19 protein-coding genes are annotated in these 21853 nt (G+C 68.7%); 14 read left to right on the top strand and 5 right to left on the bottom strand.

Going from position 1 to position 21853, the window contains the following annotated elements; all coding sequences use genetic code 11:
• Positions 1–34: 34 nt before the first annotated feature.
• The 3 genes from G3N62_RS22990 to G3N62_RS22980 all read left to right on the top strand — a co-directional run bounded on the left by G3N62_RS22990 (position 35) and on the right by G3N62_RS22980 (position 6013).
• Positions 35–1690 (top strand): S8 family peptidase, encoded by a 1656-nt coding sequence (locus tag G3N62_RS22990; RefSeq protein WP_124669902.1) that lies wholly within the window; start codon positions 35–37, stop codon positions 1688–1690.
• A gap of 716 nt (positions 1691–2406) precedes the next feature.
• Positions 2407–5172 (top strand): magnesium-translocating P-type ATPase, encoded by a 2766-nt coding sequence (gene mgtA / locus G3N62_RS22985; protein WP_124669900.1) that lies wholly within the window; start codon positions 2407–2409, stop codon positions 5170–5172.
• Between the two features lie 97 nt (positions 5173–5269).
• Complete coding sequence (locus G3N62_RS22980) at positions 5270–6013, top strand: transporter (RefSeq protein WP_124669899.1); 744 nt, start codon at positions 5270–5272, stop codon at positions 6011–6013.
• A gap of 68 nt (positions 6014–6081) precedes the next feature.
• Here the strand turns inward: G3N62_RS22980 and G3N62_RS22975 are convergent, their stop codons facing one another.
• The gene (locus G3N62_RS22975; RefSeq protein ID WP_124669898.1) at positions 6082–6366 is read right to left on the bottom strand and encodes a transcriptional regulator; all 285 of its coding nucleotides are present in this window, start codon (positions 6364–6366) and stop codon (positions 6082–6084) included.
• 73 nt (positions 6367–6439) lie between these two features.
• A complete protein-coding gene (locus tag G3N62_RS22970; protein ID WP_049031348.1) occupies positions 6440–7315 on the bottom strand; it encodes a LysR substrate-binding domain-containing protein in 876 nt (291 codons plus the stop codon).
• A gap of 51 nt (positions 7316–7366) precedes the next feature.
• Here G3N62_RS22970 and G3N62_RS22965 point away from each other — a divergent pair, with 51 nt between their 5' ends.
• The 6 genes from G3N62_RS22965 to G3N62_RS22940 all read left to right on the top strand — a co-directional run bounded on the left by G3N62_RS22965 (position 7367) and on the right by G3N62_RS22940 (position 11799).
• Positions 7367–7645 (top strand): hypothetical protein, encoded by a 279-nt coding sequence (locus G3N62_RS22965; protein ID WP_260449341.1) that lies wholly within the window; start codon positions 7367–7369, stop codon positions 7643–7645.
• Positions 7646–7828: 183 nt separating this feature from the next.
• On the top strand, positions 7829–8911 hold the full coding sequence (locus G3N62_RS22960) for a serine hydrolase (RefSeq protein ID WP_124669897.1): 1083 nt from the start codon (positions 7829–7831) through the stop codon (positions 8909–8911).
• Between the two features lie 42 nt (positions 8912–8953).
• A complete protein-coding gene (locus G3N62_RS22955) occupies positions 8954–9187 on the top strand; it encodes a hypothetical protein (protein ID WP_034187913.1) in 234 nt (77 codons plus the stop codon).
• A gap of 85 nt (positions 9188–9272) precedes the next feature.
• A complete protein-coding gene (locus G3N62_RS22950; RefSeq protein ID WP_034187914.1) occupies positions 9273–9716 on the top strand; it encodes a MarR family transcriptional regulator in 444 nt (147 codons plus the stop codon).
• A gap of 68 nt (positions 9717–9784) precedes the next feature.
• Positions 9785–10348 (top strand): isochorismatase family protein, encoded by a 564-nt coding sequence (locus G3N62_RS22945; RefSeq protein WP_124669896.1) that lies wholly within the window; start codon positions 9785–9787, stop codon positions 10346–10348.
• On the top strand, positions 10345–11799 hold the full coding sequence (locus G3N62_RS22940) for a DHA2 family efflux MFS transporter permease subunit (protein ID WP_034187916.1): 1455 nt from the start codon (positions 10345–10347) through the stop codon (positions 11797–11799). Before G3N62_RS22945 ends, G3N62_RS22940 begins: the two co-directional genes overlap by 4 nt.
• A 36-nt stretch (positions 11800–11835) precedes the next feature.
• Here G3N62_RS22940 and G3N62_RS22935 read toward each other — a convergent pair whose 3' ends face one another.
• Entirely contained in the window at positions 11836–12489 is a 654-nt protein-coding gene (locus G3N62_RS22935; RefSeq protein WP_080287815.1) for a LysE family transporter, read from the bottom strand.
• Positions 12490–12531: 42 nt separating this feature from the next.
• On the opposite strand from G3N62_RS22935, the gene G3N62_RS22930 reads away from it, so the two are divergent.
• On the top strand, positions 12532–13407 hold the full coding sequence (locus G3N62_RS22930) for a LysR substrate-binding domain-containing protein (RefSeq protein ID WP_124669895.1): 876 nt from the start codon (positions 12532–12534) through the stop codon (positions 13405–13407).
• Positions 13408–13419: 12 nt separating this feature from the next.
• Here the strand turns inward: G3N62_RS22930 and G3N62_RS22925 are convergent, their stop codons facing one another.
• Positions 13420–15141 carry a SulP family inorganic anion transporter gene (locus G3N62_RS22925; RefSeq protein WP_069704649.1) on the bottom strand — a complete coding sequence of 574 codons (1722 nt, stop codon included), beginning with the start codon at positions 15139–15141 and terminating at the stop codon, positions 13420–13422.
• Here G3N62_RS22925 and G3N62_RS22920 point away from each other — a divergent pair.
• Both G3N62_RS22920 and G3N62_RS22915 read left to right on the top strand, forming a co-directional pair.
• Entirely contained in the window at positions 15140–15436 is a 297-nt protein-coding gene (locus G3N62_RS22920; protein WP_124608802.1) for a hypothetical protein, read from the top strand. The genes G3N62_RS22925 and G3N62_RS22920 overlap by 2 nt on opposite strands.
• A 201-nt stretch (positions 15437–15637) precedes the next feature.
• The gene (locus G3N62_RS22915) at positions 15638–16849 is read left to right on the top strand and encodes a mechanosensitive ion channel family protein (RefSeq protein ID WP_206141306.1); all 1212 of its coding nucleotides are present in this window, start codon (positions 15638–15640) and stop codon (positions 16847–16849) included.
• Between the two features lie 48 nt (positions 16850–16897).
• Here the strand turns inward: G3N62_RS22915 and G3N62_RS22910 are convergent, their stop codons facing one another.
• Positions 16898–18319, bottom strand: a complete 1422-nt coding sequence (locus G3N62_RS22910; protein WP_034187921.1) for a PLP-dependent aminotransferase family protein — start codon at positions 18317–18319, stop codon at positions 16898–16900.
• A 155-nt stretch (positions 18320–18474) separates the two neighbouring features.
• Here G3N62_RS22910 and G3N62_RS22905 point away from each other — a divergent pair, with 155 nt between their 5' ends.
• On the top strand, positions 18475–20799 hold the full coding sequence (locus G3N62_RS22905; protein ID WP_124670996.1) for an FdhF/YdeP family oxidoreductase: 2325 nt from the start codon (positions 18475–18477) through the stop codon (positions 20797–20799).
• A gap of 12 nt (positions 20800–20811) precedes the next feature.
• Entirely contained in the window at positions 20812–21732 is a 921-nt protein-coding gene (locus G3N62_RS22900) for a bestrophin family ion channel (protein ID WP_059556653.1), read from the top strand.
• The last annotated feature ends 121 nt before the right edge of the window (positions 21733–21853 follow it).

Genomic DNA, 21853 nt, shown 5'->3' with positions numbered 1-21853 from the left:
GCACGACGGTTATCTACGAGGATCGAGTTTCAACATGAGAGCCAAACGTTTCAATTCTGCGCTGGCGCGCTCCGCACACGCGCGCATGCTCGCCGGCATGCTGTCCGCCGCCGCCCTCCTGCCTCTCGCCGGTTGCGGCGGCGGAGGCGGCGGCGACGGCAGCAACCCCTCCTCCTCCAACGCTGCACCGGCGCCGACACCGACGCCGACGCCGGCCCCCACGCCCCCCGCGACCCCGCCCGCCTCGTCAGGCGGCAATGCATGCGCCACGCAGCAGGCCGCCGTGCAGATGGCTGCGCAGACGGCACCGGCCGAGCCGTCGGTCGATCACCTGATCGTCAAGCTGAAGACGCTGACGGCCACGCGTGCGATGTCGGCCATCGACAACGGGACGCGGCTCGACGCGGTCATCCAGCGCGCGATGACGCGCTGGACGGCGCCGGCGGCCGGCAGCGCGCGCGCCTATGCGAGCACGGTCGCGCAAGCGCCGGTGAACGTGCAGGTCGAACGGACGATCTCGAACGGCGCGGCCGTGCTGTCGCTCGGTCAGCGCATGGCGGCCACCGACGCAGCCGCACTCGCGCAGGCATTCGCGGCCGACAGCGATGTCGACTACGCGGAACCGGATCACCCGATGCAGATTCGCGACACGCCGAGCGATCCGCTCTACAACCAGCAGTGGTACCTGTCCGACCCGACGGCCGGGATCGACCTGCCGCCCGCCTGGAACGTGAGCAAGGGTTCGCCGACCGTCGTCACGGCCGTGCTCGACACGGGCTACCGGCCGCACGCCGACCTCGTGGGCAACCTGCTGTCCGGCTACAGCTTCATCAGCAACGTCAACACCAGCAACAACGGCATGACGCGCGGCCCCGACGCAACCGATCCGGGCGACTGGGTCACGCAGCAGGAACTCGACAACGCGAACGGCCCGTACTATCACTGCGCGAGCCAGCCGAGCGACAGCAGCTGGCACGGCACGCGCGTGATGGGCGTGATCGGCGCGACCGCCAACAACGGCACGGGTATCGCGGGCGTGTCGTGGCTCGGCCAGATCCTGCCGGTGCGCGTCCTCGGCAAGTGCGGCGGCGTGACGAGCGACATCGCGGACGGCATGCGCTGGGCAGCCGGCATTGCGGTGAACGGCGTGCCGACGAACCCGCGGCCCGCGAAAGTCATCAACCTGAGCCTCGGCGGCGTCGGCGCATGCAGCATAACGTTCCAGCAGGCGATCGACGACGTCACCGCGAAAGGGGTGACCGTGGTCGTCGCGGCCGGCAACGACGGCCTGTCGACCGGCCTCGACCAGCCCGCGAACTGCCGCGGCGTGATCACCGTCGGCGCGACCGACGCGACGGGCCGCCGCGCATCGTTCAGCAACTTCGGCGCCGATGTCTCGCTGAGCGCACCGGGTGTCAACATCCTGTCGACGTCGAACACCGGCACGACGACGCCGGGCACGGACACCTACGGCCCCGCGAACGGCACCAGCCTCGCGACGCCGCAAGTGTCGGGGGTCGCCGCGCTGATGCTGTCGGTGAACGGCAACTTGACGCCCGCGCAGATCCAGCAAAAGCTGCAAGGCGGCACGCGCGCGGCGAAGCTGGCAGCCGGGACGTCGTGCACCGCGATGCCGGCAGGCTCGGGCATCCTCGATGCTGGGGCGGCCATCGCGTCGGCGAACCAGTAACCGGCGCGCTGACCGACGCGGCCGCGCGCATGCCCGCATGGCGTGCGCGCGGCCGTTTCGTTGCCGTCCGTCCGGCGATTCCGCGCACCCACGCCGGCCCGGTCAAGCATCTCGAAATAACGCCTGACAAAAGGGTTGACGCTTCGCACGACGAGCCATTACCATCGCTCCCGTCTCAATACATGGAGTGTTCTGTGAACACCGATGCGAGTTGTAGTTGGTGCTCGACCAACTTGACTGCTGCCTGAGGAAAACGCGCAGAGCCTCGTCTTCTGCCGCATCCCGGGAAGCAGGATGCGGCGTCCTTCCGGCCTGACTACCGGCCCGATCTCCCGCCGAATTTTTCGATATCGTCGAATGCACGCGACGCGCCATTGCGCGCGTGCGTTCGCGTTGCGCGCGGCGCCAGCCGCGCGCGCTCTCCGTTCGCGTGCCGTCCGGCCGCGCGCCTCGTTGCGCGCGGCGCCGCCGATCGCCCGTGCCGATTATCCGCAACCGACAGGAGTGCAGATGAACTCAGACGACAGTAGTCGATTACCGCTCGCCGGTGCGACGCCGCGCATCGACACGCCGACCGCTTCACGCGCGCCGGCGAGCGTTCCCGCCTTTTCCGATCCACAGCCGATCGCGCCTGACGCGACGCGGCGGGGAGCGCTCGTGCGTCGATAACGTCACGGTCGCTCCCCGCCCGCCGCCTCGTGCGCAAGGAGCGACTCATGACAACACGACACAACCCATCGCAGAAGAAACAGCGCGGCTTCATCAAGAGCGGCGCCGGCCAGCAGAACGCGCCGCGCATCATGCGCGCGGCACAGGAAGCGGCCCGCCCGCTCGAGGACACGCTGAAGACGCTGCACACCAGCACGCGCGGCCTCACCTACGACCAGGCCGCCGACCGCCTGCAGCACTACGGCCCGAACGAGATCGCGCACGACAAGCCGCCGCACTGGACCCGCCAGTTGCTGCTCTCGTTCCACAATCCGTTCGTCTACGTGCTGCTGGTGCTCGCCACCATCAGCTTCTTCACCGACGTCTACTTCGCGGCGCCCGACGATCGCGACTATGTCGGCATGACGATCCTGCTGACGATGGTCACGATCAGCGCGCTGCTGCGCTTCGTGCAGGAATTCCGTTCGTTGCGCGCGGCCGAGAAGCTCAAGGCGATGGTCCGCACGACGGCCACCGTGCAGCGCGCGATGACCGACACGTCCGAGCCGACCCGGCGCGAGGTGCCGATGCGCGAGGTCGTGACCGGCGACATCGTGCACCTGTCGGCCGGCGACATGATCCCCGCCGACGTCCGCCTGCTCGCATCGCGCGACCTGTTCATCAGCCAGGCCGTACTGACCGGCGAAGCGCTGCCCGTCGAGAAGTACGACACGCTCGGCGCGGTGGCCGGCAAGTCCGCGGGTACACCGACCACCGGCTCGGCGCCCGACGCGTCGGCGTCGCTGCTCGATCTCGAGAACGTCTGCTTCATGGGCACCAACGTCGTCAGCGGCACGGCGACGGCCGTCGTCGTCGCGACCGGAGAAGACACGTACTTCGGCTCGCTCGCGCGCAACGTCGTGAGCCACAAGCGCATCGAGACGAGCTTCGACCGCGGCGTCGCGAGCGTGAGCTGGCTGCTGATCAAGTTCATGTTCGTGATGGTGCCGATCGTGTTCATGATCAACGGGCTGACCAAGGGCGACTGGCTGAGTGCGCTCACGTTCGCGCTCGCCGTGGCCGTCGGCCTGACGCCCGAGATGCTGCCGATGATCGTCAGTGCGAACCTCGCGCGCGGCGCGGTGGCGATGGCACGCCGCAAGGTCGTGGTCAAGCGGTTGAATTCGGTGCAGAACTTCGGCGCGATGGACGTGCTGTGCACCGACAAGACCGGCACGCTCACGCAGGACAAGATCATCCTCGAACATCACCTCGACCTGTCCGGTCACAAGAACGAGGAAATCCTGCGGCTCGGCTGGCTGAACAGCTTTCACCAGAGCGGCCAGAAGAACCTGATCGACATCGCGGTCGTCGCGCGTGCCGACGAGATCGGCGAACGCGTGAAGCCGCAGGGCTACAAGAAGATCGACGAGCTGCCGTTCGACTTCGTGCGGCGACGCCTGTCGGTCGTCGTCGAGGACCGGCACGGCACGCACCTGCTGATCTGCAAGGGTGCGGTCGAGGAAATGCTCGCCGTGTCGACCCACGTGCAGGACGAAGACGGCGTACGCCCGCTCGACTTCGTCGCGCGCAAGCGGCTGCTCGAACAGGCGACCGCCTACAACGAAGACGGCTTCCGCGTGCTCGTGCTCGCGACGCGTACGATTGCACGCGGCGACGAGCGCGCGCAGTATCGCACCGCCGACGAACACGATCTCGTCGTGCGCGGCTTCCTGACCTTCCTCGATCCGCCGAAGGAATCGGCCGCGCCGGCCCTCGCCGCGCTGCGCGAAAACGGTGTCGCGGTGAAGGTGCTGACGGGCGACAACCCGACCGTCACGATGAAGGTATGCCGCCAGGTCGGCCTCGAACCCGGCAAGCCGATGCTCGGCACGGAAATCGAAGCGCTCGACGACGCTACGCTCGCGCAGGTCGTCGAACGCACGACCGTGTTCGCGAAGCTCACGCCGCTGCAGAAGGCGCGCATCGTCAAGGCGTTGCAGGCGAACGGCCACACGGTCGGCTTCCTTGGCGACGGCATCAACGATGCGCCCGCGCTGCGCGACGCCGACGTCGGCATCTCGGTCGACAGCGGCGCCGACATCGCGAAGGAAACCGCCGACATCATCCTGCTCGAAAAGAGCCTGATGGTGCTCGAGGAAGGCGTGATCAAGGGCCGCGAGACGTTCGGCAACATCCTGAAGTACCTGAACATGACCGCCAGCTCGAACTTCGGCAACGTGTTCTCGGTGCTCGTCGCCAGCGCGTTCCTGCCGTGGGAGCCGATGCTCGCGACCCAGCTGCTCGTGCTGAACCTGATCTACGACACGTCGCAGATGCTGCTGCCGTGGGACCGGATGGATCCCGAGTTCCTGAAGAAGCCGCGCAAGTGGGAAGCCGGCAACATCAGCCGCTTCATGCTGTGGGTCGGGCCGACGTCGTCGGTATTCGACATCACGACGTACGTCCTGATGTGGACCGTGTTCGGCGCGGGCGCGCTGTATCACCTGAACGGCGGTACGGGCGGCCAGGTCGTGATGAACTCCGGCTGGTTCATCGAGAGCCTCGTGTCGCAAACGCTCGTCGTGCACCTGCTGCGCACGCAGAAGATCCCGTTCCTGCAGAGCACGGCGTCGCTGCCGGTGCTGCTGTCGACCTTCACCGCGATCGCGATCGGCTGCTGGCTGCCGTTCTCGCCGTTCGCGGAAGCGATCGGCTTCATGCACCTGCCGGGCACCTACTGGCTGTGGCTCGCCGCGACGATGATCGGCTACATCCTGCTCGCGCAGATCGTCAAGACGATCTACGTGCGCCGCTACAAGCAGTGGTTCTGATCCGTTCAGGATCGGTACCGGTTCCGTCCGGATAACGACGTGCCGGCCCGCGCCACGCCGCGGGCCGGCACACTCACGACGCTCCACGGGTAATGTGATGAAAATAATCCTTCCGCTCGCCGCCGCGAGCGCCCTTCTTGCGCCCCTCGAAGCCCATGCCGCCCATCCGCTCGTCAGCGACGACACGGGCACGCAGGGCAACGCGAACTGGCAGGTCGAGTTCAACGGCGAGGAAACCTCGAAACAGGAAGACAGCGGCCGCCACCAGTTGTGGAACGCGACGCTCACGCGCGGGTTCGGCGAACACGCCGACGTGTACGTCAACGCGCCGTATACGCATCTGCAAACGCGCACCGACGAGAACGGCGCCGGCATCGGCGATGTCGAAATCGGCATGAAATGGCGCTTCTTCGAACGCGGGCCGCTGTCGCTCGCGCTGAAGCCGAAAGTGACGATGCCGACCGGCAACGACAGCCGCGGGCTCGGCACGGGCCGCGTCGGCACCGGTGCGACGTTGCTCGCGCAGGCCGACGTCGCGCGTGTCTCGCTGCTCGCGAACGCGGGCATCGCGTACCAGCCGAATCGCCAGGGCGACCTGACGTCGGCCTGGGCCGTGTCGGCCGCCGCGATCTACAAGGCGACCGACCGGCTGCAACTCGTGGCCGACATCGGCACGTCGCGCAACACGGAAACCACCGCCGGCGCGAATCCGGCATTCGTGCTCGCGGGCGCGATCTATTCGCCGACGCGCTGGCTCGATCTCGACATCGGCTACCGGCGCGGGCTGAACGACCAGACCTATCGTCATTCGGTGATGGGCGGCGTGACGGCGCGCTGGTAATACGCGGCATGGCGCCGCGCACGCGCGGGCCGCCATTCGACGGGCCGCATCGGCGGCCCGTTCTTCATTCACGGGCCGTCGTTCGCGCCGAACAGTTGCGCGCACACCGCGCGCCCTTCGTCGGTCAGCGCGGCGCTACCGGTGCCGTCCTCGTTCAACGTCGTGGCGCTCAGGCCCGCGGCGTCGAGCTGCGTCAGCACGCGGCGCAGCGTACTCATCGGCAGTTGCGTGCGCTTCGCGATCTTCGGCAGCGACCACGTCTTGCCGGCCGGATCGCTCGCGGCCTCGTGCAGCGTCGCGAGCGTCGCAACGAGCGCGGGATCGAGCGGGGATTCGTCGGATTCTGAAGTCATCGATTCGGGTGCGTCGGCCGGCGCCGGGCCGGCCTTCATTCAGGAAAGGCGATCGCGGATACTATACGCCGCGTCACGCGCCCTTGAGCGCGGTGCGCATGAACGACACGAAACGCGTGGTGACGGGATCGTCGCGATCCGACAACCATGCGAGCCCCACGCGCCACTTCGCGTCCCGGCCGTCGAGCGGTATCACCGTCGCATCGCGCAGCAGATATCGCGCGCTCGACGGGATGAACGCGACGCCGACGCCGGCCGCGACCGACGTCAGCACCGACTGCACGTCCTCCGCCTGCTGCATCACGTGCGGCACGAAGCGCCGCTCGACGCACCACCGGTCGATCTGGGCGGCCAGCCCGGGGCCGCGCGCACGCTGCAGCGCGATGAAGCCGATCTCGTTGAGCACGTCGAGGTCGGCCGGCACGCGTTTGAAGCCGAGATGCGGCGGCACCGCGAGCGCGAGCGCTTCGTCGACCACCTTGAACGACGACAATCCTTCGTCGGACGGCAAACGCAGAAACCCGACGTCGAGCTTGCCCGCGCGCAGCCGGCGCGTCTGCTCCGACGACGACAGGTCGCTCAGCGTGACGGCAATGCCCGGATTGCGCCGCCGGAACTCGGCGATGAGCTTCGGCACGAGCATCAGCACCGACAGGCAGATACCGAGCCGCAGATGCCCGCGCTGCCCGCTGGTCGCTTCCCTCGCGCGCGCAAGGATCTCGTCGGCGTCTCGCACGAGCGCCTGCGCATCGGGCAGGAAGCGTTCGCCGAACGGCGTCAGCTCCGCGCCGTGCCGGCCGCGCTCGAACAGCTTGCCGCCCAGGCTCGCCTCGAGCGCGCCGATCTGCTTGCTCAGCGCCGGCTGGCTCATGTGCAGCGCATCGGCCGCGCGGCTGAAATGGCACAGCTCGGTCACCGTCAGGAACGTGCGCAGCAGTTTCAGTTCCATTCTTGAAAGGAATCGGATCGATTGAAATATTCATTTTACTGATTGAACGCGGTGACGTTCAATACGGACATGCCCTTCCCGGAATTCACCGTCATGTCTTTCGATCAAGCCGTTGATTGTGTGGCCGAGCCGTCATGCGACGGTACGGACGCAAACGAACACGCTGCCGCAACCGATGCGCACGCACCGAAACGTCGTGCCGAACGCGCCGACGGCCGCACCCGGCGTTTCCGCTTCGGCGATGCGATCGAAGACCCGCCGCCGCGCACCATGACGGGCTCGATCGCGATCGGTTTCGCGGTCGTGTCGCGACGGAACTGGCCGCGCTGAACGGCTTTCACCCCGCGCGCCGCGCCGACGGGCGGCACGAAAACGATCGGAATCCTCCCACATCACGCGTCATTGCGACTCGTCCCCTCTCATCGCCACGCGATCGACCGTATAATTTCCCGCACCCGCCGACCGCCCACGCATTCCGCGCAGCCGCATTGCGCGTGAAAAGGAGACTTTCGCTTGACCGGCCTCATCGCGCGCCTGCCTCGCACCCGGACCTCCCTGATCCTCGCCCTTTCGTTCCTGCTGCTCGCGTTCGCCGCGAAGGCGTCCGCACAGCACGTGCAGCCGCATCGCACCGCACACGCCCAGGCGCACGCGCACTCGAAGGCCGTCAAGAAGAAGCCTCACCGCACGAAAAAGGCCGTCAAGCACCGTCGCCCGCGCGTCAAGCATCAAGCCGTCAAGCGTCACGCCGCACCCGCGCCGCAACAGCGGCGCGCGCAGCGCACGACCGCGGTGCGGCCGCGCCCGGCCGCAAAACCCAGGCTGCTCGCCAGTTGCGGCTACACGCCGCGCGCGGTCAGGGCGCTGCATTCACGCGCGGCCTACGTGCTCGACGTCGACTCCGGCACACCGCTGCTGGCGCGCAACGCGCGCGCCGTGCGGCCGATCGCGTCGATCTCGAAGCTGATGACGGCCGTCGTCGCGCGTGACGCCGATCGCCCGCTGAACGGCGTGCTGCGCGTCACCGCGCACGATCGCGACACGATCAAGTTCACCGGCTCGCGCCTGCGGGTCGGCTCGGCACTGTCGCGCCGCGACATGTTCCATATCGCGCTGATGTCGTCGGAGAACCGCGCGGCCGCCGCGCTGAGCCGCGACTATCCGGGCGGGCGCGCCGCGTTCGTCAACGCGATGAACCGCGAAGCGCGCCGGCTCGGCATGCGCCATACGCACTTCCGCGAGCCGACCGGGTTGTCGCCGCACAACGTGTCGACGGCGGAAGATCTCGCTCGGCTCGTCGGCGCGGCCGCACGGGATCCGCTGATCCGCTATTTCTCGACGGACACGTCGACCACCGTGCGCCCCGGCGACGGCGAACTCGTGTACGTGAATTCCGACCCGCTCGTCCGCTACCGCCGCCTGCCGATCCGGCTGCAGAAAACCGGCTTCATCAACGAATCCGGGCACGGGGTCGTGATGCGCATGCGCGTGAAGGGCCGCCGCGAAACGGTCGTGCTGCTCGGCGCGCCGACGCGGGCCGGCGTCTCGAGCGACGCGCTCAAGATCCACCGCTGGCTGTCCTGCTCGATCCAGTAAGCGCGCGGGCAGCCGGCGCGCCCAACCGACGGGAGCGACGCCATGCAGGACGAATACCGCTTCAACGCCTTCGGACGGCTGCTCGCCGTCGTACGCAAGAACGACTGCTGGGCCGTGTTCGATCTCGGCGCCGAAGGCAAGCGGCGCCCCGCCGGCCTGCATGTCCCGTCCGCCCTCGGCGCGGACGAACTCGCGCAATACCTCGGCGACCTGCTGCACGAGAGCGCGACCCCGAAATACAACGAAGTCGTCCCGATCGCGCCGCGCGACGCGTAATCGCGCGCCGGGGCGCGCAGTCGTCTCGCGGATAATTCAACAGTTAAACTTGCAAGTTTTCCTGTCGTATTCTAAGATTCGCCGCATGAACCCGCCACGCAAACCCGGCGCTTCCGCCGAAACCGTCGCCGCCGACCTGACCCTCGCGGTCGGCCAGCTCATCCGCCGTCTGCGCTCCGGGATCGAATCCGATGGGCTCGGCATGTCCCAGACGAGCGCGCTCGCGCGGCTCGAACGGCACGGGCCGATGACGACCGCCGATCTCGCGCGCGCCGAGGCGATGAAGCCGCAGTCGATGAAGGCGATTCTCGCGAGCCTGGAGGAAGACGCGCTCGTCGAGCGCGAACCGCATCCGACCGACGGCCGCCAGATCCTGTTCAAGCTGACCGCGGCCGGCCTCGACGCCCGACGCAAGCGCAACGCCGCGAAACACAAGTGGCTCGGCGCCGCGATCGAGAAGCTCGAGCCTGCGGACATCGACACGCTCGCCGCCGCGATCCCGCTGATCCGCCGCCTCGGCGAGCAATGAATCCCGCCGGCGCGCCGCGCGGCATCCGCGCGTCCGGCGTTCCCCGCCCTTTCCCACGGAGCCCCATCATGAGCGCAACCCGCCTCGACACGAACACGGCACTGGTCGTCATCGACCTGCAGAATGGCATCGTCGCCCTGCCCACGGCGCACCCGGTCGCCCCGGTGATCGCACACGCGCGCACGCTGCTCGACGCATTCCGCAGCCGCGGCCTGCCGGTCGTGCTCGTCAACGTCGCCGGCGGTGCGCCGGGACGCACGCAGCAGCCGGCGCGGCGGGACGCGCTGCCCGCCGACTGGACCGAACTCGTGCCCGAACTGAACCGGCAACCCGGCGACCATGTCGTGACGAAGAAAACCTGGGGCGCATTCACCGGCACGGATCTCGACGCGCACCTGAAGGCCGCCGGTGTCACGCAGATCGTGCTGACCGGCGTCGCGACGAGCATCGGCGTCGAATCGACCGCGCGGCAGGCCCACGAACTCGGCTACAACGTGACGCTCGCGGTCGATGCGATGACCGACCTCAACGCGGACGCACACGTGAACAGCATCGAGCGCCTGTTCCCGCGCCTCGGCGAGACCGGCACGACGCAGGACATCGTCGCGCTGCTCGACCGGCGCGGCGCGTGAGCGACGAACGCGCGCAGCCGGCGCCGGGCCTCGCGGCGGGCCGGCTCGATCCGTCGATCTGGAAGGTCAGCGCGGTCGCGACGCTCGGTTCGCTGCTGTCGCAGCTCGATGCGACGATCGTCAACGTGTCGCTGTCGAACCTCGCGACCGATCTGCATGCCGGCCTGTCGACGATCCAGTGGGTGACGAGCGGCTACCTGCTCGCGCTGACGCTGGTGCTGCCGCTGAACGGCTGGCTCGTCGACCGCATCGGCGCGAAAGCGCTGTACCTGTGGTGTTTCTCGGCGTTCACGCTCACGTCGGCGCTGTGCGGGCTCGCGTGGTCCGCGCCGTCGCTGATCGCATTCCGCGTGCTGCAAGGCGTCAGCGGCGGGCTGCTCGCGCCGATGGCGCAGATGATGATCGCGCGCGTCGCCGGGCAGCAGATGGCGCGCGTGATCGGCTACGCGGCGGTGCCCGTGCTGCTTGCGCCGATCCTCGGGCCGGTCGTGGCCGGCGCGATCCTGCAGCACGCGTCGTGGCGCTGGCTGTTTCTCGTGAACCTGCCCGTCGGCGTGCTCGCACTCGCCCTGGCCGTGCGATTCCTGCCGGGCGACCACGACGATGTCCAGCCGCGCGCACTCGACTGGATCGGCCTCGCGTTGCTGTCGCCGGGCCTCGTGCTGTTCCTGTACGGCGCCGAACGAATCGGCTCGGCACCCGGCATCGCCGCGCTCGCGTGCTCGGCGCTGCTGCTCGCCGCGTTCCTGCGCTTCGAGCGCCGCCAGGGCGAGCACGCGCTGATCGATCTCGCGCTGTTTCGCTCGCGCGTGTTCGGCGCGGCGGCCGGCACGCAGTTCCTGTCGAACGGCGCGATGTACGCGGGCCAGATGCTGATTCCCGTGTTCCTGATCCAGGCGTGCGGCCGCTCGCCGGGCGAGATGGGGTGGCTGCTCGCGCCGCTCGGGCTCGGCATGCTCGTCACCTATCCGTCGATGGGCGCGCTGACGGGCCGGTTCGGCGTGCGCCGGCTGGCCGCCGCCGGCGCGTTGCTCGCGCTGGCGGCGACGCTGCCGTTCGTGTTCCTCGCGCTGACCGGCTACGATCCGCTGGTGCTCGTGCCCGCGCTGTTCCTGCGCGGCATGGGCCAGAGCGCGATCGGCGCGCCGTCGATCTCGGCCGCGTATGCATCGGTCGAACGCCGCAACCTGCCGATGGCGACCACCTCGCTCAATATCGTGCAGCGCCTCGGCGGCCCGACGTTCACGACGATCTGCACGCTGTTCCTCGCGTGGCGACTGCAGGCCGAATCGATGTCGCCCGGTGGCACGCCGGCCGTCGCGTATGCATGGGCGTTTGGCCTGCTGTGCGCGCTGCATGCGGCGAGCTTCGTCACGACGCTGCGGCTGCCGTTGAGGTCGAGCGCTGCCGGGGGCCAGCCTGCCGGCGCCGCGCGGGCCGGCTCGCGCTGAACCCGGGGCGCGTCGCGCGACAGGCGCGGCGGCCCGCTACGGCAGCCACATCGGCACGATCGACATCACGAGCAGCAGCCCCAGTCCCGCATTCAGGCAACGCCACTGCCGCTCGGTGCGCAACACGCGTGCGAACAGCAGCCCGGCGAAACACCATAACGACAACGACGCCATCGCGGCCACGCCGAATGCCAGCCCGAGCAGCACGCCAAGCCGGGCCGGGCCGGACGCGAGCGCGGCAAACGACGCGGCCGCGCCGAGCGTCATCGCCCAGCCTTTCGGGTTGTGCCACAGCATCCACACCCCGCTGACGAACCCTTGCGGCCGGTGCACGGCGGCGTCGAGCCGCGGCTTGCCGCCGCGCCCGATGCGGACGGCCAGCCACACGAGGTACAGCGAACCGGCTGCTTTCATCGCAAGCTGCAACGTCGGCAGCGCGAGCAGCACACTGCCGAGCCCGGCCGCCGCCGCGGCCGCCATCGACGCCAGGCCGGCCGCGATCCCGGCCATCAGCGGCAGCGATCGCCGGTAGCCGAAATGGGCGCCCGACGCGGTCGCGAGCGTCGTCGCGCCGCCCGGCGTCACGGTGGACACGATCACGAACAGCATCAGCGGCAGGTAGTCGTGAAGCGGCACGGCGGCTCCCGGTTGTCGTCGTCGAAGCCCCGTTTTTACCCGCGATTCCTCCATTACGACAGCGAAAGCTTTTTATGCCAGCCATTAGCATTCATAATGCGACGCATGGCACGCAATCTCGACATCGCGCTGTTGCGCGCATTCGTCTCGGTCGCCGATCATCGCAGCATGACGGCGGCCGGCCACGCGCTGCACCTGACGCAAGGCGCGATCAGCCAGCAGGTCGCGCGGCTCGAGGCGCTGTCCGGCCCGTTGTTCGTCCGCGAGCATCGCAACCTGCTGCTCACGGCGGCCGGCGAGCGGCTGCTCGAACAGGCGCGCCGGCTGCTCGCCGTACACGATGCGCTGCTCACCGACATGACGGCGGGCGCCGTGGAAGGCGCGGTCCGTCTCGGTGCGCCGCAGGACCTGGTCGGCACCTGTCTCGCGCCGATCCTGAAAAACTATGCACAGGCGCATCCGCAGGTCGCGCTCACGCTCGTGTGCGCGGCGTCGCCGGAACTGCGCCGGGGGCTCACGCGGGGCGACCTCGACGTCGCGCTGATCGAGGCGCCGGTCGGGTCGTCGCGCGGCGAGTGCATTGCCGTCGACCGGCTGGTCTGGGTCGGCGCGAAAGGCGGCACCGCGCACCGCAACACGCCGCTGCCGGTGTCGATGGTCGCGCAGACCTGCGCGTTCCGCCCGACCGTGCTCGACGCGCTGCGCGGCTGCGATCGCGCCTGGCGCACCGTGTTCGAGAACGGCAGCTTCGATGCCACGGCCGCGACCGTGCGCTCCGATCTCGCCGTGACCGTCTGGCTCGCGTCCACCGTCCCGACCGACCTCGATATCCTGCCGGCCGGCAGCGGCCTGCCCGCGCTGCCGAACTTCTCGATCGACCTGCATGTGCCGCGCGGCCAGCGCACCCCGGCCGCGACGGAACTGGCCCGCTATCTGCGCAACGGGTTCGCGCGCTTGCGCGCGGCCGCCTAGCGCCCGTTCGCGCTACACCGTGCCCGGCTCCTGCGGCGCCGGTGGCGTCGTGCCCGCCGCCTCCAGCGCCTGATGCAGCGTCGCGAAGATGCACGATGCGCCGACGACGTCGGTGATCCCGTGGCGATCCATGTCCGCGCGCAGGTAGCGGTTCACCCGCCCGAACAGCACGCCGATCCCGCGCGCGTGCAACGTCTTGACGAGATCGGTCAGCGTGCGCGCGGCCGAATAGTCGACATCGGTGATCGCCCCCGCATCGATCACGAACCAGCGCGGCGGCACCGGCGCCGTGTCGACGAGTTCGGTGATTTCGCCGGCGAACAGATGGTCGTTCGCGAAGAACAGGTCGGAACCGAACCGGTAGACGATCAGCCCCGGCGCCGTCATCGCACCGCGCCGCGTGGGCACCGGCAGCCAGCGCCCGTTGCCCGCGACAGGCTCGAGCACCATCGTATGCGGCTGGTAGCTGTGGCGCACGTGCCGCATCAGCGACAGCGCGACGGCCAGCAGGATGCCGTGTTCGACACCGACGGTCACGACGGCCGTGGCCGTCACGAGCGCGAGCGTGAATTCGCCGGGGCTTTCCTGGCGGATCGCCGCGAGGCTGCGCACGTTGATCAGCCCGAGCGCGATCGTGAACACGATGCCGGCCAGCACCGCATGCGGAAGGTACTGCAGGAACGTGCTGAAGAACAGCAGCACGACGGCCACCACGGCGGCGAACGCGAGATGGCCGATCTGGCTGCGCACGCCCGCGCCATCCGCCATTGCCGTCTGCGTCGGGCTGCCGTTGACGACGAACGCGCCGCCCACCGCCGCCGCCGCGTTCGCGGCCGCGAGGCCGAGGATATCGGCGTTGGTGTCGACGTCTTCGCCGTACTGCTGCGCGAACACCCGTGCGGCGGCCGCGCTCTGCGCGATGATCATCACGAAACACGAGGCGGCGACCGGCACGAGATCGAGGAACTGCTGCCACGTGACGGACGGCCAGCGCAGCGGCGGCAACCCGCCCGCGACGGGCCCGAGCACCGCAACGCCCTGCGCGGCGAAGTCGAACGCCGCGCTCGCCGCGATGCTCCCCACGACGACGATCATCGGCATCGGCACGCGCGGCGCGAACCGCTTGCACGCGAGGATCGCGACGACCACGAGCGCCGCGAGCGCGAGCGTCGGCCGGTTCGCGTGGACGAGATGCGTGACGACGTAGTCGAGTTGCGCAAGGCTGCGCGACGCCGGGTACGGCACCGACAACCCGAGCATGTCGCCGAGCATCGCGATCGACACCTGCACGCCGACGCCGGCGAGAAAGCCGACCAGCACCGTGCGCGACAGGAAATCGGCGAGAAAACCGAGCTTGAAGATGCGCGCGAGCAGCAGCATCGCGCCGGTCAGCAGCGCGACCATGCCGGCCAGTGCCGCATATTCCGCGCTGCCGGCAGGCGCCATCGACGACAGCCGGCTCGCGAAGATCGTCGCGGTCGCGGAGTCGGCGGCGACGACAAGATGGCGCGACGCACCGAAGCACGCGAATGCAATGAGCGGCAGGAACACCGTGTAGAGGCCCGTGACGGCCGGCATCCCGGCGATGCGCGCGTAGCCGAGCACCTGCGGGATGTCCATCGAGGCGAGCGAGAGGCCCGCGAACACGTCGCGGATGGCGCCTGCCCGGCGGATCGGGAGCAGGCCTTTCAACAGCCGCACGCCCGACGGGCGGTTTTCGTTGGAATCTTGCATGCGTGAAATGCGTGAGGTCGAAGAAGTGGCGAGGATCGCGAAGCCGTTCGCGCATCGTGCCCCGGGCGGGCCTTGCCTGGCAAGTGCGCGAACGCGGCGCGCGGCGCTCACCGTTGACGCACCGCTCGCACGCCGGCGCGTGCGGCATGCCGGCAACACCCGCGACGCTCGCATGATTGCATGGATCGCCGACCATGCGCGTCGACGCGCGAAGGCCCGCCACGCCGGGTTCGAGCCGATCGCAGCCGTGCGTGCGAGGCATCCGGCAACAGACTCGCGCACCGGCGTGCGGTGACGCGGATTCACCGCCCGCCCTCACTTCGATGCGAAGGACACCTGCACAATGGTGAGCGTATTCGGGAGCCGTTCGACCCGCCGTCACCCCACGCGTCCGGAACCCGATGGCACAATCACGGTCCCTTTCATGTGCCCTTCACCGGGCGCGCGCCGCGTCGCGGCGCCGATTCAACGCACAAGAAGGTCCCTGTTTTCCGCCATGACACTGAACGAATCCTGGTTGACGCCGCTCGTCGGCATCCTCATTCTGCTTGCCACCGCCGGCGCGATCACCGCCGCCGTCCATTTCCTGCTGTTTCGCGTGGTCGCGCGCCTCGCGCGGCTGTCCGCCACGCGCATCGACGACGCGCTGTTCGAGTTCGGCGCCTTCAAATGGCTGAACCGCATCGTCCCGTTCGTCGTGGTCAAGCTCGGGCTCGGCGCGGTGCCCGGCATTCCGGAGCGCGTCACGCAGGTCGCCGACAAGGTGCTGTTCGCGCTGATCGTGTTCCTCGTGACGATGACCATCAGCGCGACGCTGTCCGCGCTCGAGCACACCCACCGCACGCACCAGCGCGACCAGCCGCGCCTGTCGCTGAAAGGCGCGATGCAGCTCGTCAAGCTCGTGATGTTCATCACCGCCGCGCTCGTCGTGATCGGCGATGCGACCGGCAAGCAGATCGGCCTGCTGCTGTCCGGCATCGGCGCGATGTCGGCGGTGCTGATGCTGATCTTCAAGGACACGCTGCTCGGCCTCGTCGCCGGCGTGCAGCTGTCGTCGAACGACATGCTGCGGATCGGCGACTGGATCACGATGCCGTCGGCCGGTGCGGACGGCACCGTCATCGACATCACGCTGAACACCGTCAAGGTCGCGAACTTCGATCACACGATCATCACGGTGCCGACGTGGAAGCTGATCACCGAGAGCTACCAGAACTGGCGCGGGATGACCGAAGCGGGCGGCCGCCGCATCAAGCGCGCGCTGTTCGTCGACGCGACGAGCGTGCGTTTTCTGACGAACGACGAGATCGAACGGCTCGAACGCCTGACGCTGCTGAAGGATTATCTCGAGGACAAGGTCGACGCGATCGAGCAATGGAACGGCACGCTCGGCACGGCCGGCGACTGCCCGGCGAACCGCCGCCAGCTGACGAATCTGGGCACGTTCCGCGCGTACGTCGCGAACTACCTGAAGGGTCATCCGCGCATCCGCCGCGACATGACCTGCATGGCGCGGCAGTTGCCGCTCACCGCCGAAGGCATTCCGCTCGAACTGTACTGCTTCACCGATACGACGACGTGGGTCGACTACGAGGCCATCCAGGCCGACCTGTTCGATCACCTGATCGCGGTGCTGCCGGAGTTCGGGCTGCGCGTGTACCAGCATCCGTCGGGTTTCGACATGCGGCAGATGGTCCGCGCGGCGTAAGCCGGCGCGCGGGCGCCGCGGACGGGTCGATGCGCGACGCGACCGCGCCTATCGCGCCGCGCACTCCGATGCGAGCCGCCCGAGCACCTTCAAGGCGTCCTCGATCTGGCGCGACCACGGATAGCTGTAGTTGAGCCGGATGAAATGCCGGTAGTCGGTGCCCGCCGAGAACATGTGGCCGGGGCCGACCGTGATCCGCTGCGCGAGCGCGAGCGTGTACAGCTTCATCGCATCGACCTGCCGCGGCAGCTCGACCCACAGCACATACCCGCCCTGCGGCTGCGACAGCCGTGTGCCTTCCGGGAAGAACCGGCGCACCATCGCGCTCATCAGGCTCGCCTGCTGCGCGTACAGCTTGCGCATGCGCCGCAGGTGGAAATCGTAGCCGTCGTATTTCAGGTACTCGGCGATCGCGAGCTGCTCGATCGCGGGCGTCGCGAGCGTGTTGAGGAATTTCAGCTTCTCGACCTGGTCGCGATAGCGGCCCGGCATCGCCCAGCCGATCCGGTAACGCGGCGACAGGCTCTTCGTGAACGACGCGCAATGCAGAACGAGGCCGTCACGGTCGAACGATTTCAGCGCGCTCGGGGTCGTGTCGCCGAAATGCAACTCGTGATACACGTCGCTCTCGATCGCCGGCACGCCGTGCTTCGCGAGCAGTTCGACGAGCGCGCGCTTGCGCGCATCGGGCATCTGGAAGCCGAGCGGATTCTGGAAATTCGGCATCACCATGCACGCGGCGATGCGCTCGCGCTCGAGGACCCGTTCGAGCGCGTCGAGATCGATGCCGTCGCCCGGGTGCGTCGCGACTTCCAGCGCGCGCATGCCCATCCGCTCGATCGCGTGCAGCATCGCGTAGAACGTCGGCGACTCCACCGCGATCGTGTCGCCCGGCTTCGCGACGGCCTGCAGGCACAGGTTGATCGCTTCGGTCGCGCCGATCGTCATCACGATCTCGCCCGGCTCGACGGCGACCCCGCGTTCCGCGTAGCGCCGCGCGATCTGGCGGATCAGTTCCTGGTTGCCCGGCGGCAGGTCGTCGATCACGCCCCAGCGCGTGCGGCGTCGCCCGATCGTCTGCGCATAGCGTGCGAGACGCTGCACCGGAAACTGCGACGCGTCGGGATACGGCGAACCGAGCGGCACCGCGTCGTCGCGCGCGATCGAGCGCAGCGTCGACAGCACGAGCCGGCTCACGTCCACCGCCGACGGCTCGGCCGTCGGCGCCGACGTATGCAGCTCGGCCTCGGCCGGCGCCGCCGCGCGTGCCCGCACGAAGTAGCCCGACTGCGGCCGGCTTTCGATCAGGCCGCGGCTTTCCAGCACGAGGTAGGCGCGCAGCACGGTCGTCACGCTGAGCTGCTGCTGCCGGCTCGCCTGCCGCACCGACGGAATCCGTTCGCCCGGCCGGTACACGCCACGCTCGATCTGCGCCTGGAGATCGTCGGCCAGTTGTTCGTAACGCTTCACGCGCCTCCCTTTCAACTTCCCTTCAACAACACAGTTGCGATCCGCACCGTGCGAATGGCCGAAACTGTACTCTTTTTTGAAGCGAACAGGTGTACACACAGCGGCACGGGTGCCGCGCGTACTCTGCACCCATCGACCCCGACACCCGCTGCACCATGAAAAAGAAATCCGCCACCGCGCGCATCGAACCGTACACTCACCCGGCCGCCGGCTGGGGTGCGCTGAAAGCCGTCACGATCAACCTGATCAAGGAAAAGGTCGCCGGCGGCAACTACCGTACGCTGCTGCGCCAGAACCAGCCGGACGGCTTCGACTGCCCCGGCTGCGCGTGGCCCGACCGCCAGCACGCATCGACGTTCGAATTCTGCGAGAACGGCGTGAAGGCGGTGGCCGCCGAGGCGACGAGCAAGCGCGTGACGCCCGAATTCTTCGCCGCGCACACGGTCACCGAGTTGCTCGAACAGTCGGATTTCGAACTCGAACAGCACGGCCGCCTCACCGACCCGATGGTGTACGACGCGCAAACCGACCGCTACGTGCCGATCGCGTGGGACGACGCGTTCGACCTGATCGCGCGCCACCTGCGCGCGCTGCCCGACCCGAACCAGGCCGCGTTCTACACGTCCGGCCGCGCGAGCAACGAAGCGGCGTTCCTGTACCAGTTGCTGGTGCGGCTGTACGGCACGAACAACTTCCCCGACTGCTCGAACATGTGCCACGAGGCGACGAGCCGCGGGCTTCCGGCCTCGGTCGGCGTCGGCAAGGGCACCGTCACGCTCGACGATTTCGAGCACGCGGACATGCTGCTGATCTTCGGCCAGAACCCCGCGACCAACCACCCCCGGATGATGGGCGAGCTGCGCGAATGCGCGAAGCGCGGCGCGACGATCGTGTCGATCAACCCGCTCAAGGAGCGCGGCCTCGAACGCTTCGCCGATCCGCAAAGCCCGATCGAGATGCTGACGATGTCGGGCACCCGGATCGCATCGACGTTCATCCAGCCGACGATCGGCGGCGATTTCGCGCTGATCAAGGGGATGGCGAAGCGGGTGCTCGAACTCGACGACGCCGCGCGCGCCGCCGGTGCGCCGCGCGTCGTCGACACCGCGTTCATCGCCGAGCACACGGCCGGTTTCGACGCCTTCGCCGACGACCTGCGCAACGAAATCTGGTCCGCGCTGACCGCCGAAAGCGGCGTGCCGTACGAGCAGATCGACAGCCTCGCGCAACGCTATGCGCGCAGCGAACGCGTGATCGCGACGTGGGGCATGGGCATCACGCAGCACAAGCATTCGGTCGCGACCGTGCAGATGCTGACGAACCTGATGCTGATGCGCGGCAACATCGGCCGCCCCGGCGCCGGCCTGTGCCCGGTGCGCGGCCACTCGAACGTGCAGGGCAACCGCACGGTCGGCATCGAGGAAAAGCCGTCGCAGGCGTTCCTCGACCGCCTCGGCCACGTGTTCGACTTCGAACCGCCGCGCCACCACGGCTACGACGTCGTCGAGACGATCGAGGGGATGCTCGAAGGCCGCGTGAAGGTGCTGATCGGCCTCGGCGGCAACTTCGCGATGGCGACGCCCGATACGCCGCGCACGTGGGAAGGCATGCGACGCTGCGACCTGTCGGTGCACATCACGACGAAGCTGAACCGCAGCCACCTGATCCACGGCCGCGACGCGCTGATCCTGCCGACGCTCGGCCGCACCGAAATCGACCTGCAGGACAACGTCGCGCAAGGCGTGACGGTCGAGGATTCGATGAGCATGGTCCACGTGTCGTACGGGATGAACAAACCGGCGTCGCCGAACCTGATGTCGGAGCCCGCGATCGTCGCGCACATCGGCCATGCGCTGTTCGGCAGCGGCAAGATCGACTGGCTCGCGTACAAGGACGATTACGCGAAGATCCGCGATGCGATCGAGGCGACGCTCGACGGCTTCTACGACTACAACACGCGCATCGCGCGGCCGGGCGGCTTCCACCTGCGCGTCGCGTCGCGCGATCGCGAGTGGCTCACGCCGACGGGCAAGGCGAACTTCATCGCGCACGCGTTGCCGACCGACACGCCGATCCAGCGCGCCCGCGCGCTGCACGGCGAACGGCTGATGACGCTGATGACGACCCGTTCGCACGACCAGTACAACACGACCGTCTACGGGCTCGACGACCGCTATCGCGGCGTGTTCGGCCAGCGCCGCGTGGTGTTCGTCAACCGCGACGATCTCGCGATGCTCGGCCTGAAGGCCGGCGAATGGGTCGACATGGAAACCGTGTGGCACGACGGGATCGAGCGGCGCGCGGACGGCTTCCTGCTCGTCGAGTACGACATCCCGCGCGGCTGCATCGGCGCGTATTACCCGGAAACCAACCCGCTCGTGCCGCTCGACAGCGTCGGCGACGTGTGCAACACGCCGACGTCGAAGTCAGTGCCCGTGCTGCTGCATCGCGCGGCCGCGCCGGCCTCGATCGCCGCCTGACGGAGCGCGACGATGATCGTTCGTCCGCGCGAGCACTGGCTGCGGATGCTGCTCGTGTGGAACGGCTCGGTGCTGCCCACCATCCTGCCGCAGCTCGTGCTGACGCTCGCGATCAGCCTCGTCGCGGTGTGGGGCGGCGGCCGCGTGCTCGGCGAGAAGGTGCCGCTGAACCCGACGCCATTCACGCTGATCGGGCTCACGCTGGCGATCTTCGCGGGGTTTCGCAATAACGCGAGCTACGAACGCTACCGCGAGGGCCGGCAACTGTGGGGCGGCGTCCTGACCGCCGCGCGCACGCTGGTCTCGCAGGCGCTCTGCTACGGTGCGGTCGACCGCGACGACGCATCGCGGCGCGCCTTCGTGCGGCAGGTCGTCGCCTTCGTCTATGCGCTCAAGCATCAACTGCGCGGCACCGATCCGGCCGCCGACCTGCGCGGGCTGCTCGACGAGGCCACTCATGCGCGTGTCGCCGGCTCCCGGTTCCGCCCGATCGTCATCGTGCACGCGCTGCGCGAAGCGTTCGCCGCACGCGCCGACGCGGGCCGCCTCGCCGATACGCGCCTGTGGATGCTCGACGCGCGCCTCGACGATCTCGTCGCGATGGTGAGCGGCTGCGAACGGATCGCGTCGACGCCGATCCCGTTTTCCTACGACGTGCTGCTGCACCGGACCATCTACGCGTACTGCGTGCTGCTGCCGTTCGGCCTCGTCGACTCGATCGGCGCGGCGACACCGTTCGTCACCGTGTTCGTCGCCTATACGCTGATCGCGCTCGACGCGATCGCGCATGCGATCGCCGAGCCGTTCGGCGACGGGCCGAACCATCTCGCGCTCGATGCGATGACGCGCCAGATCGAACGCACGCTGCTCGAACTGAACCGCGAGCCGCTGCCGGCCGAAGTGACGCCCGGCCGCGCATACCGCCTCACCTGAACCGCTCAGTCGCCGAGGCCGCGCAGGAAACGGCCGTGCTCGGCGGCTGCGTCGGCGATCCGCCGCACCAGCACGACACCGCGCAGCATCGCCTGCGCGGCATCGCCTGCGCGACCGGCCA

Origin of the sequence: Burkholderia sp. Tr-20355, from assembly GCF_017104685.1 — a bacterium.
Classification (GTDB): Bacteria; Pseudomonadota; Gammaproteobacteria; order Burkholderiales; family Burkholderiaceae; genus Burkholderia; species Burkholderia seminalis.
The sequence above is the reverse complement of the archived record's forward strand: the minus strand, read 5'-3'. Positions and strand labels throughout refer to the sequence as shown.

Coding starts and splice junctions, on each gene's coding strand:
- G3N62_RS22915 (WP_206141306.1), top strand. CDS start 15,638: ATGACACTGAACGAATCCTGGTTGACGCCGCTCGTCGGCATCCTCATT.
- G3N62_RS22990 (WP_124669902.1), top strand. CDS start 35: ATGAGAGCCAAACGTTTCAATTCTGCGCTGGCGCGCTCCGCACACGCG.
- G3N62_RS22975 (WP_124669898.1), bottom strand. CDS start 6,366: ATGACTTCAGAATCCGACGAATCCCCGCTCGATCCCGCGCTCGTTGCG.
- G3N62_RS22970 (WP_049031348.1), bottom strand. CDS start 7,315: ATGGAACTGAAACTGCTGCGCACGTTCCTGACGGTGACCGAGCTGTGC.
- G3N62_RS22925 (WP_069704649.1), bottom strand. CDS start 15,141: ATGCAAGATTCCAACGAAAACCGCCCGTCGGGCGTGCGGCTGTTGAAA.
- mgtA (WP_124669900.1), top strand. CDS start 2,407: ATGACAACACGACACAACCCATCGCAGAAGAAACAGCGCGGCTTCATC.
- G3N62_RS22930 (WP_124669895.1), top strand. CDS start 12,532: ATGCGACGCATGGCACGCAATCTCGACATCGCGCTGTTGCGCGCATTC.
- G3N62_RS22945 (WP_124669896.1), top strand. CDS start 9,785: ATGAGCGCAACCCGCCTCGACACGAACACGGCACTGGTCGTCATCGAC.
- G3N62_RS22955 (WP_034187913.1), top strand. CDS start 8,954: ATGCAGGACGAATACCGCTTCAACGCCTTCGGACGGCTGCTCGCCGTC.
- G3N62_RS22920 (WP_124608802.1), top strand. CDS start 15,140: ATGCGTGAAATGCGTGAGGTCGAAGAAGTGGCGAGGATCGCGAAGCCG.
- G3N62_RS22900 (WP_059556653.1), top strand. CDS start 20,812: ATGATCGTTCGTCCGCGCGAGCACTGGCTGCGGATGCTGCTCGTGTGG.
- G3N62_RS22935 (WP_080287815.1), bottom strand. CDS start 12,489: ATGGAGGAATCGCGGGTAAAAACGGGGCTTCGACGACGACAACCGGGA.
- G3N62_RS22950 (WP_034187914.1), top strand. CDS start 9,273: ATGAACCCGCCACGCAAACCCGGCGCTTCCGCCGAAACCGTCGCCGCC.
- G3N62_RS22980 (WP_124669899.1), top strand. CDS start 5,270: ATGAAAATAATCCTTCCGCTCGCCGCCGCGAGCGCCCTTCTTGCGCCC.
- G3N62_RS22905 (WP_124670996.1), top strand. CDS start 18,475: ATGAAAAAGAAATCCGCCACCGCGCGCATCGAACCGTACACTCACCCG.